This window comes from Pseudomonas sp. FP597, assembly GCF_030687435.1.
In the GTDB taxonomy this organism is placed as follows: Bacteria; Pseudomonadota; Gammaproteobacteria; order Pseudomonadales; family Pseudomonadaceae; genus Aquipseudomonas; species Aquipseudomonas lactucae.
Genome location: NZ_CP117432.1, coordinates 3,498,495 through 3,509,503, shown reverse-complemented (window position 1 = coordinate 3,509,503; position 11,009 = coordinate 3,498,495). Strand labels below are relative to the sequence as shown.

At 63.2% G+C, this 11,009-nt stretch carries 7 protein-coding genes; all 7 read right to left on the bottom strand.

What is annotated here, in order from left to right; genetic code table 11:
* Window positions 1-3: 3 nt before the first annotated feature.
* The 7 genes from PSH66_RS16080 to PSH66_RS16050 all read right to left on the bottom strand — a co-directional run bounded on the left by PSH66_RS16080 (window position 4) and on the right by PSH66_RS16050 (window position 11,007).
* Entirely contained in the window at window positions 4-270 is a 267-nt protein-coding gene (locus tag PSH66_RS16080; RefSeq protein WP_003174187.1) for a DUF2934 domain-containing protein, read from the bottom strand.
* Between the two features lie 23 nt (window positions 271-293).
* Window positions 294-3,044: a malto-oligosyltrehalose synthase gene (locus PSH66_RS16075; RefSeq protein ID WP_305427203.1), complete on the bottom strand. Its 2,751-nt coding sequence runs from the start codon at window positions 3,042-3,044 to the stop codon at window positions 294-296.
* A complete protein-coding gene (gene malQ / locus PSH66_RS16070) occupies window positions 3,041-5,125 on the bottom strand; it encodes a 4-alpha-glucanotransferase (RefSeq protein WP_305427202.1) in 2,085 nt (694 codons plus the stop codon). The genes PSH66_RS16075 and malQ overlap by 4 nt, the downstream gene beginning before the upstream one ends.
* Entirely contained in the window at window positions 5,122-6,867 is a 1,746-nt protein-coding gene (treZ, locus tag PSH66_RS16065; RefSeq protein ID WP_305427201.1) for a malto-oligosyltrehalose trehalohydrolase, read from the bottom strand. The genes malQ and treZ overlap by 4 nt, the downstream gene beginning before the upstream one ends.
* A gap of 19 nt (window positions 6,868-6,886) precedes the next feature.
* The gene (gene glgA, locus PSH66_RS16060; protein WP_141063920.1) at window positions 6,887-8,440 is read right to left on the bottom strand and encodes a glycogen synthase GlgA; all 1,554 of its coding nucleotides are present in this window, start codon (window positions 8,438-8,440) and stop codon (window positions 6,887-6,889) included.
* 585 nt (window positions 8,441-9,025) lie between these two features.
* Window positions 9,026-9,979 carry a D-2-hydroxyacid dehydrogenase family protein gene (locus PSH66_RS16055; protein WP_305427200.1) on the bottom strand — a complete coding sequence of 318 codons (954 nt, stop codon included), beginning with the start codon at window positions 9,977-9,979 and terminating at the stop codon, window positions 9,026-9,028.
* Between the two features lie 26 nt (window positions 9,980-10,005).
* On the bottom strand, window positions 10,006-11,007 hold the full coding sequence (locus PSH66_RS16050) for an alpha/beta fold hydrolase (protein ID WP_141063918.1): 1,002 nt from the start codon (window positions 11,005-11,007) through the stop codon (window positions 10,006-10,008).
* Window positions 11,008-11,009 lie beyond the last annotated feature (2 nt).

The following is an 11,009-nucleotide window of genomic DNA, read 5'->3' as shown; positions in this document are numbered from 1 at the left end:
TGCTCAGGGTTTGGGCTTTTTCGGCGCCGCCGGTTTTTTCGCCGGTGGCGGGGCCGGTTTGCTGGCCGCCGCGGGTTTGGCTTTGGCTGCCGCAGGCTTGGGCGCGGTCTTCGGCTTGGCGGCCGGTTTAGGCTTGGTCGGCGTCAGCGCTTCGGATTCGGCCAGCTTGCGCGCCATCTCCCAGTGGCGTGCATCCTCCCCATGGGGTTTGCCTTCCGACTCCCAGATCTGATGCGCCAGTTCGCGTATGCGTTTGTCTTCAGTACTCATCACAATGCTCCTCACAGAGAATTTCAGCTTTCTTGATCATCAGGATTGATAAAGACATTGACCGGGAAATCCCCCAGGGCAGTGCTGATCAACAGCTCCTTGTCTGGTGTGACTGCACCTGTGTGAAAAAGTCCCTTCCAGTGTTGAGTTGGTGCGGCGAACGGTAATTTGAGCCGGGTATCGCCCCAAACCTGCGCAGTGATGCGCGGATGCACACCGTTTGCAAGCAGGCGGTGGGGCCAGCGCGGCGCCACCACCAGCAGCCGTTTGCCCTGGTGTTCACGGTAGAACGCAACCACGTGTTCGGCGTGTTGGCCGACCACCTCCAGCGGCGTATAGGCGCCGTTGCGAAACAGCCCGGGATGGGCCTTGCGCAAGGCCAGCACCTGGGCAATCAAGGCCTGTTTGATGCGCCCGTCGTGCCAGTTGAATAACAGCTCACCGAGGTCTGGTGGCGTGTTCAACGCGTGTTGCCGCGCGTTGAAATCCACCGGACGCCGGTTGTCCGGGTCCACCAGACTGAAGTCCCAGTACTCAGCGCCCTGGTACAGGTCGGGTACACCCGGCACGGTCATTCGAAGCAAGGATTGCGCCAGGCTATTGAGCGCGCCGGCCGGGGCAATCACCTGGGCGGCAGCGGCGAGGGCCGTGCGCAACGGCTGGCCCTCGACGCTGAGCAGCAGGCGCGACAGGAAGCGTTCGACGCCCTGTTCATAGGCTTCGTTGGGCGCGCTCCAGCTGCTTTGCAACTTGGCTTCGCGCAGGGCTTTCTGTTGCCACTGCCAGAGGCGTTGCTGGTAACCCGTGAAGTCGTCGGTCAGGTCCAGCGGCCAACTGCCCAGCAGCACCTGATAGAGGATCAGTTCATCGCCGGCCGACGGCGCGCTCGCGTCCTCGCGCAACGGTTGGGCGAGGGTGCGCCAGTGCTCAACCTGCTCGGCGTACCACGGTGCGCATTCACTGAGCACCGCCAGGCGCGCACGGCTGTCTTCGCCGCGCTTGTGGTCATGGGTGGCGGTGGCCAGCAGGTTGTCCGGGAACGCCTTCAAGCGTTGCTGATTGACCGCGTGGAACTCGGCCAGCGGCGCGCTGAACTGTTCGGTGCTGAAGCCCACGTCGTTGCGCGACAGCAGCACCGCCGAGCGATAGAACGCGGTGTCTTCCACCGCCTTGGCGGCGGCGGGCGAGGTCAGTTGCTGGAAGCGCACGCAGGCATGCTTGAGCATCTTGCGCTCGCGCCCCACCGGGCGATGACGCCAGGGCTGGCCGCCGAGCCATTGTTCCAGGTAGTCAAGCACCGGCCAATCGCCTTCGTTCAAGGTGCCGCGCGCACCTTCGAGCGCTTGCCGGAAGACCTTGTCGTCATCGGCGCTGCGGCCGTGCGCGCTGATATAGGTACGGTACACCGGGAAGTGCACGATCAGCTCCTGCAAGGCGCGGCGGATCGCGCCCAGGGTCAGGTCGCGGGTCATCACGTCATCGCGGGCCACCTGCAGCAGCGCCTGTGCCACGCTTTCGAAGTCGCCGCCCAACGAACCATTGAGGATTTGCTGACGCGCCAGTCGGGCTTCTTCGATAAAGGCCGAGGGCCGTTCGCTGTGGCGCGTCCACAGTTCGGCCAGTGGGGCAAAACCGTCCGGGTGGTGTTGCAGCAAGGACAGCTGGTTCATGAATTCGTAGCCGGTGGTGCCGTCCACCTGCCAGTCTTCACGCAGGGTCTCGCCTTCGCCGAGGATTTTTTCGACAAAGATCGGCAAATGCCGTTCGGGCGAGAGAGCATCCACCCGGCGTCGCAGCTTGCGGCAGTAACCACGCGGGTCGGCCAGGCCGTCGATATGGTCGATGCGCAGGCCATCCACCAGGCCCTGGCTGATCAGCTCGAAGATTTTGCCATGGGTGGCTTCGAACACGGCGCTGCGCTCCACGCGCAAGCCGCCCAGTTCGTTGACGTCGAAGAAGCGCCGCCAGTTAATATCGTCCGCTGCCGTGCGCCAGCTGGCCAGGCGGTAGCTCTGTTGCTCCAACAGATGATGCAGGCGCTGGAAACCTTCCGGCTGACGGCCATCGAACGCGGCCAGGCGCTGTTCGATGGCCGGCAACACTTCGGTGGCACGTTCGGCCAGGGCCTGTTTGAGCCAGGCGGCTTCGGCATAGGCATCGTCTTGATAGGCGAGGGCCGCGAACCGATCGGCCAAGGGTTTGAGCGATTCGTCGCTGCCCAGGATCAAGGCGTAATCCCGTGGGCAGATCGGGAATCGGTGCTCGTAATGGTCAACGTGGAACGCGCCTTGGGCGGCATCGAATTTCAGGCTCAGCGTGCCGCTTTGCAGGGCTTCGCCGTAGTCGCTGCCCAGGAACGGCATCAACAGTTGGCCCTTGAGCAGCGGGTCGGGGGAGTGCCACTGGATGTCGAAAAATTCGCTGTACGGGCTCAAGCGCCCCCATTCCAGCAGGTCCAGCCACCAAGGGTTATCGGCGCCGCCCACGGCCATGTGGTTGGAGACGATATCGAGGATCAACCCCATGTCATGTTCACGCAGCGTTGCGACCAGGCGCCGCAATGCCGCCTCGCCGCCCAGTTCCGGATTGACGCGGGTGGGGTCGACCACGTCGTAGCCGTGCATGGAGCCCGCGCGGGCGCTGAGCAACGGTGATGCGTACAGGTGGCTGATGCCCAGGCGGGCAAAGTACGGCACCAGCGGCACCGCATCGTCGAGAGTGAAACCTTTATGGAATTGCAGGCGCTGGGTGGCGCGCAGGGGCAGTGCGTTCATCGGTCACGCTCATAGGCTTGGTTGCGCGCGACGGCCAGCAGTTCGAGGCGGCGCGCGGCGCCGGCGTTGTCGAGCAGGCTGGAGGCCTCGCCCGCCAGGCGCCGGCGCCAATTGGGATGGGTATCGGTGGTGCCGGGCAGGTTGGCTTGTTCTTCCACCGCCAGGGCATCCTCCAACGGCAACAGCACCAGCGGCGCACGGGTGTGGCCCAGGTAGCGCACGCTGGCGTCGATCATATGGTCGGTTTCGTTACGGATTTCATCGACGAAGTTCTGCGGATCCTGGCTCAAGGCCTGGCGCAGCGCCTGGCGTTCGCGCAGGCGGTGCTCGCTCCATTGCTCCACGGTGGGTGCATCGATCAGGCCGAGCTGGATGTTCCAGTCGATATCGCGGCTGTGCCACCAACCGTTGAGTGTCGGTAAATCGTGGGTACTGGTGGTGGCCAGGGCGTTGTCCGGCCAATCGAGGATCGGCTTGAACTGGCCGTCGTGGCCTTGTTCGAACAGCAGCACGCGCATGCCCAGGATCGAACGACTGCTGAGTTTTTCGCGCAGGCCGTCCGGCACCGTGCCCAGGTCTTCGCCCAGGACGATGGCCTGGTGACGATGGGACTCCAGGGCCAGCAGCCGCAGCAGGTCATCTACCGGGTAATACAGATAGGCGCCTTCGCGGGGCGAGGCCTCCATGGGGATCACCCACAGGCGCTGCAGGCCCATGACGTGGTCGATGCGCAACCCCCCGGCGTGGGCGAAGTTGGCCCGCAGCATTTCAATGAAGGCGCGAAAACCATTGCGCTTGAGGCCCTCGGGCGAAAACGCGGAGATGCCCCAGCCTTGGCCGGCGCGGTTGAGAATGTCCGGTGGCGCGCCCACGGTCAGGTCGGCCAGCAGTTCATCCTGGCGGCTCCAGGCTTGGCTGCCGCCACCGTCGGCGCCCACGGCCAGGTCGGCGATCAGGCCGACGCCCATGCCGCTGCCCTTGGCCGCTTGTTGGGCGCGTTCAAGGCAACGGGCGATCAGCCATTGGGTAAAGGCGAAATAGCCGATCTCATCGCGGTTGGCGTCGGCGAACTGCGCCAGTGCGGGGCTCTGTGGGTTGCGCCATTCCTCGGGCCAGTGACGCCAGTCGAGGTCTTCGCCCGCCGCCGCGCGTGCGGTTTGAATGGCTTCGAAGCGGCAATGGTTTTCCAGGGCTTCACCGCCGGCCTGGCGGAAGCTCAGGAAGTCGGCATGTTGTGGGTGATGACCGTGGCGGAAATCTTCATACAAGGCGCGCAGCAGGCGTTGCTTGGCGGCGGCGGCGGCAGGCCAGTCGATGAGGCTGTGTTGTTCCAGAGTGTGCAATTCGTCCGTCAGGCCGAGGGCGTCGATGGCGTTGCGCACTTCGCGCTCGCCGAGGATGCACGCGGGCGAGGCATACAGGCTGTTGAGAAACAAGCGGCTGGATGGCGAATACGGACTGTAGCGCCCGGTGTCGGCGCTGAACATCGCGTGCATCGGGCTGATCGCCAGGGCATCGGCCCCTCGTTCGGCGGCGGCGCGTACCAGGTGCTCCAGGGCCAGGGTATCGCCGAAGCCGCCATCGCCCAGGCGGCGCAGAGAGTAGAGTTGCGCACTCAGGCCCCAGGCGCGGGCGGGGCTGCTGTCGACCGCTTCGGCCACGCTGTGGCAGTGGGTGGGGGCGACGGCCAGGGTGAAGGTCTGGTCCTTGATGTGCACCTGATGATAACCAAGGGCGATCACGCCGGGCAGTACCGCATCGCCGTCCAGCCGCAGCTCCAGGGTTTCACCGTTTTCCAGGCAGACCCGGCACTGGGTGTCGGGCTCGAAATAGTGCGCCAGCTCCAGGCCCTGACCGCTGTCGACGGTCATCAGGGGCGGCAGCTGTTTGGCGTGGCGCGCCTGCTCCAGTTCGCGCAGGCTTGCGTCGATCTCGGCATCGGTATCGGCCGGGTGGCCGAGGCCTTTGAGGACCGCGCGCAGGGCATCGGGTGTCACACGTTGCGGGCGGCCGTTGGCGTCGATCCAGTCGACCGCCAGGCCCGCTCGGCTGGCGAGAATTTCCAGGTTCGCTTCGCTCAAGAGTGCTCTCCAACAGGGGATAGGGTGACGCGTGCGCTGTAGGGCGGCAGTTGCGCGCCTTGCTCGGCAGGCGCCTGAAATAGAACTGCGCCGGACGCTGGGTGCTCGAGGGCCGCGGGGCTGAGGTTGAGGTCGATCTGCAACTGGCTGCCGTTGCCCAGGCGCCAGCGCGCCCTGACCGCGCCCTGCGCCAGGACCTGGGCACCCAATGCCACGCTGCCGGGCAAGTACGGCACGATGTGCTGGTGACGCAGGCTCAGCAGGTGGCGATAAAGCTGCGTGTGTTCGTTGTCGGCAAACACCGGGCATGACTGCTTGAAGGTGGCCAGGGCGTTGGGATCGGGAATGCGTTCGCGTCGCTCGGGGTCATGGAACGCGGCGAAGTCGGCAAACTCATTGCGCCGGCCTTCGCGTACCGCTTCGGCCAGTTCACCGTGGTGATCGGTGAAAAACAGGAAGGGCTCACTGGCGTTGACCTCATCGCCCATGAACATCAGGGGGATCATGGGTGACATCAACAACAGCGTGGTCGCAGCCTTGAGCGCGGCGGGCGAGCAGAGCTGATGCAGGCGTTCGCCGAGGGCGCGGTTGCCGATCTGGTCGTGGTTCTGCAAAAAGGCCACGAAGGCCGTGGGCGGCAATGACCCACTGGGTTCGCCACGAGCATGGCCATGGCGGGTGGCGTCGCCCTGGTAGATAAATCCTTCGCCCAGGCAGCGCGCCAGTTTGGCGGTAGGGTCTTGGGCGAAGTCGCTGTAATAGGCATCCGTTTCGCCGGTGAGCAATACGTGCAATACGTTGTGGAAGTCGTCGTTCCACTGCGCGTCAAAATCATGCGTCAGCAGACTGGCCTGGTTCAGCTCGTTTTCCAGCACCAGCCAGACATGCCGGCCGATGTCGGCCTGCTGACGCATCCGATGCGCCAACTGCTGCAGGAAATCGGGATTGTCGATGGCGTGCACGGCGTCCAGGCGCAAGCCGTCGAAGCGGTACTCCAACAGCCACATCAAGGCGTTATCGAGAAAGAAATCGCGCACCTCGCGGCGGTTGAAGTCGATGCCCGCGCCCCAGGGCGTGTGCACGTCTTCCTGGAAGAACCCTTGGGCGTACTGGCCCAGGTAATTGCCGTCCGGCCCGAAGTGGTTGTAGACCACGTCGAGGATCACGGCCAGACCATGCCCGTGGGCGCTGTCGATCAGGTGCTTGAGTTGTTCCGGCGTGCCGTAGGAGGACTGCGGTGCGTACGGCAGAACCCCGTCGTAGCCCCAGTTGCGTTCGCCCGGGAACTGCGCCAACGGCATCAGTTCGATTGCGGTGACGCCCAGCTCGGCCAAGCGTGGCAGGTGTTTCTCGACCTCGGCGTAGCCCCCCAGCGCGCCGACATGCAGTTCGTAGATGACCGCTTCGTGCCACGGGCGCCCTTGCCAGTTGGCGTGTTGCCAGGTGTAGGCGAGCGGGTCGACCACCAGGCTCCAGCCATGCACGTCCGAGGCCTGGGCCCGGGACGCGGGATCGGGGACATCCTTTTCCCCGTCGATGTTGTAGCGATAGCGGGTGCCCGCCGGGCACTTTATTTCGACTTCAAACCAGCCATCCGCCTGAGGCAGCATGGCGATGGATCTACCGTCTTCCAATTCAACGCTGACATAAAACGCGTCTGGCGCCCACAAGGCAAAACGCGTGTGTTGCGCGTCCAGCATGATTGCGCCGTGGGGCCAGGTTTCCAGAGTCCGTAACGGCATCTATAGAGACCTCCCTTGATTACTTGGCTTGTTTCCCCAGTGCCTTGGCCACGAGTTGCTCATACAGTTCGGCGTAGGGTTCCACGGCCTGGCTCCAGTTGAAGGGCTGGGTCATGGCGCGGCAACGCATGGCGTTGAGCAAGCCGGGGAAGGCAAAGACCTTGAAGGCGCGACTCAGCGCTTCTTCGTAGCTTTGCACCGTGGATTCATTGAACAGGAACCCTGTGACGCCATTTTCGATGGTGTCGGCCAGGCCCCCGGTGTTGCGCGCGACCGGCAGTGAACCGAAGCGCTGGGCGTACATCTGGCTCAAGCCGCAGGGCTCATAACGCGATGGCATCAGCAGGAAGTCGCTGCCGGCGAACATGCGGCGTGCATCGGTCTCGTTGAAGCCGATGCGCACGCCCACCTGGCCTGGATAGCGCAGGGCCAGTTCACGCATGGCTTGCTCTTCTTCCGGCTCGCCACGGCCGATGATCGCGATCTGGCCGCCGTTCTCGACGATAAAACCGGCGACCGCTTCGGTCAGGTCCAGGCCCTTCTGGTAAACAAGGCGCGACACCACCGCAAACAGCGGGCCGGTGGAGTCATGCAGACCGAACAGTTCGCGCACATGGGCAGCGTTGACCGCCTTGCCGTCCCAGTCGCCGATATTGAAGTTGTGGATCAGGTGCGAGTCGGTGGAGGTTTCCCAGCTTTCATCGATGCCGTTGGGAATGCCGCTGAGCAGGCCTTGCTGGGTCTTGGCGGCAAGAAAACCATCAAGGCCGCAGCCGAATTCCGGGGTGGTGATTTCCTGGGCGTAGGTGGCGCTCACGGTGGTGATATGGCTGGAGTACGCCATGCCGGCCTTGAGGAACGACATCTTGCCGTAGAACTCCATGCCTTCCTGTTGCAAGGCATGGGGTGGAATCCCCAGCTCCGGCGTCGAGGCCAGGCTGACCACGCCCTGATAGGCCAGGTTATGAATGGTGAACAGCGTCGGTGTGCGTGACCCACGCCAGTGCATGTACGCCGGGGCCAGGCCGGCGGGCCAGTCGTGGGCGTGCACCAGGTCCGGGCACCAATGGATCTGCGCCAGGTTGGCGGCGATGTCGGCGGCGGCGAGGCCCAGGCGGGCGAAACGGATATGGTTGTCGGGCCAGTCGCGGCCATTGTTGGCGCCGTAGGGTGTGCCTTCGCGCTCGTACAGCTCGGGGCAGATCAACACATAGATGACCAGGCCGTCCTTGAGGTCCATGCGTCCGATCTTGCACGGCGGCAGTGCGGCGTGGCCACCCAGCTCGCCGATGATATGGATCGGATTGTCGCTTTCCATCACCTGCGGGTAACCGGGGATCAGCACGCGCACATCATGCAGATGCGCCATGGCGCGGGGCAGGGCGGCGGAAACGTCGCCCAGCCCGCCGGTTTTTACCAGATCGGCAAACTCGGAGGTGACAAACAGCACTTTCTTTCGATTGGGGTTATGACTGGACACCGGCCGCACCGTGTTGAGATCAACCAACGAGGTCGACCCGCCAACTGGCTGAATAACACGTTCTCCCTGAATACTTGCTGCGGCACTGATCATAGTTCTCTCCACGTGTTGGTCGGCTAATGGCCCGCTGCCATTAGCTCCGATGACCGCTTCCTGCGGCCAAGCGCACAGGCGCATTACAAACTGGCAAGGCGTATGCCAGTTGCACGGTTAGCTCAAAAAGATTGGATGGACGGGCATGTAGCGTGTATCGCGGTGTGCTCGCCTTGCCTTAAAACTTGACCTGAGGCCGAGTTGAAAAGTTTAGTTTTTTTGCGGGGTTTTTGTTTTGGAACGGACCCATCGGTCATGAGTCTAGGACAGATCCCAGCGACCGTAGGGTTTATGCGAGATTTTTGTAGGACAAAAAACTTGTAACCGGAGATGCACCGATTTTTAGCGCGCTGTCTGTAGTGAGCAGGTTTGCCCTGCGCCGCGCGCCCAAAATGGCCCATCCGGTGCACCAGTTCGATCAGCGTTGTCTATCTTAGGGCTGCTTCGCAGCCCAGCGCAGGGCAAGCCTGCTCACCACAATAGTCCTGCTTACTCGCCACAATAAGCCTGTTCACCACAGTAAGCCGGCTCATGCAGCGAAGGTCATGTTCACCTCATCGGTGCGCAATGCACTGAATGGGTGCGTCAGCCGAGCACGCGCACGGGCGTTTGATTCGCCCAGGCTTGAATATCTTCGATCATCTGCTGGTAGAACTGCCGGTAATTCTGCTCGCTCACATAGCCAACGTGGGGTGTGGCCAGCACATTAGGCAAGCGGCGGAATGGGTGATCGGCCGGTAATGGCTCATCGCTATAAACGTCCAGCGCAGCCCCCGCCAGCCGACCGCTCCGCAGCGCCCTGACCAGCGCCGGTTCATCCACAATCGGCCCGCGCGCGGTATTGATCAACCTTGCGCTGGGTTTCATCCAGCCCAGGGCCTCGGCGTCCACCAGGCCGCGGCTGCGCTCGCTCAGCACCAGGTGGATGGTCAGGATGTCGGCCTGTTCGAACAACGCCTGCTTGCTGACCCAGGTCACGCCCACCGCCGCCGCACGTTCCGGCGTGAGGTTTTCACTCCAGGCAATCACGCGCATGCCGAACACTTGGGCGAACGCCGCGACCTTCTGGCCAATGCTGCCCAAGCCGAGGATGCCCAAGGTCTTGCCGTGCAGGTCGCCGCCCAACCCCACCTGCCAGTTGCCCGCTCTGAGCGAGTTGGCCTCGGCGAGCAGGTTGCGGGTGGACGCCATGATCAGTGCCCAGGTCAGTTCCGGAGCGGCATGTTTATAGCTGTCGGTGCCGCAGACCCGGATGCCCAGCGCTTTGGCGGCGGGAATATCGATGGCCGCGTTGCGCATGCCGCCGGTCACCAGCAGCTTGAGGTTGGGCAAGCCTTGCAGCAGTGCTTGGTCGAAGGTTGTGCGCTCGCGCATCACGCAAATCACCTCGAAGCCTTGCAATCGCTCGATCAGGGTGGCGGTATCCGCCGGGTAATCGTGCAGGAAGTGCACCTGGCCCACCGACGCCAGCACTGACCAGTCCACCACGCCACTGGCCACCTGTTGCCAATCATCAATCACTGCGATCTGTACCGACATTCACGCGTGCCTCGAATAAGGTTGGATTAAAGGGCGTTCAAACCCTGTAACAGCGCCGCATGGAATTTTTCCGGCTCTTCCATCTGCGGTGCATGCCCCAGGCCTGGGAATTCCACCAGGGTTGCATGGGGAATCAGCTTGGCGACCTGTTTGCCCAGAACCGCATAGTTGCCGAGCCTGGCCTTGACCGCCGGCGGCGCTATGTCCTTGTTGATGGCGGTGTTGTCGGCGGTGCCGATCAGCAGCAGGGTCGGCACCTGCAGGTTCTTGAACTCGTAGTACACCGGCTGGGTGAAGATCATGTCGTAAATCAACGCCGAGTTCCAGGCGACCTGTGTGTGCCCGGGGCCGTTGCTCAGGCCTGCATACATGTCCACCCAACGCTCGTACTCGGGCTTCCAGCGCCCGACGTAATAGGTGTTGAGCTGGTACTTGCGTATGCCCTCGGCACTGACGTTCAGTTCACGTTGATACCACTGGTCAACGCTTAGGGTCGGTACACCCAGGGCTTTCCAGTCTTCAAGGCCGATGGGGTTGACCATGGCCAGCTGTTCGGTCTGCTGCGGATACATCAGTGCGTAGCGGGTGGCGAGCATGCCGCCGGTGGAGTGGCCCAGCAGCGTGGCTTTTTGAACGCCGAGCTTTTCCAGCAACTGGTGAGTGTTGAGCGCCAACTGCTGGAAGCTGTACTGGTAATGCTCGGGTTTGCTGGCGGTGCAGAAGCCGATCTGGTCCGGCACGATCACTCGGTAACCGGCGTCGCTGAGCGCCTTGATCGAACCTTCCCAGGTGGCGCCGCAAAAATTCTTGCCGTGCATCAGCACCACGTTGCGGCCGTTGGGTTTACCGGTGGCCGGTACGTCCATGTAGCCCATCTGCAGGGACTGGCCCTGGGACTGGAAGGTGAAATGTTTGAGCGGGTAAGGGTATTGGAAGCCTTGCAGTTGTGGGCCGTAGGTGGCGGCGAGGACCGGGGCGGCGCTGGCCGTCAGCAGCCCGGCGAAACAAACACTGCGCAATAGTGGCATGG

What these genes read in the sequence shown, in the direction of transcription:
- PSH66_RS16080 (WP_003174187.1), bottom strand. Translation starts at nt 270, where the DNA reads ATGAGTACTGAAGACAAACGCATACGCGAACTGGCGCATCAGATCTGG.
- PSH66_RS16075 (WP_305427203.1), bottom strand. Translation starts at nt 3,044, where the DNA reads ATGAACGCACTGCCCCTGCGCGCCACCCAGCGCCTGCAATTCCATAAA.
- treZ (WP_305427201.1), bottom strand. Translation starts at nt 6,867, where the DNA reads ATGCCGTTACGGACTCTGGAAACCTGGCCCCACGGCGCAATCATGCTG.
- glgA (WP_141063920.1), bottom strand. Translation starts at nt 8,440, where the DNA reads ATGATCAGTGCCGCAGCAAGTATTCAGGGAGAACGTGTTATTCAGCCA.
- PSH66_RS16055 (WP_305427200.1), bottom strand. Translation starts at nt 9,979, where the DNA reads ATGTCGGTACAGATCGCAGTGATTGATGATTGGCAACAGGTGGCCAGT.
- PSH66_RS16050 (WP_141063918.1), bottom strand. Translation starts at nt 11,007, where the DNA reads ATGCCACTATTGCGCAGTGTTTGTTTCGCCGGGCTGCTGACGGCCAGC.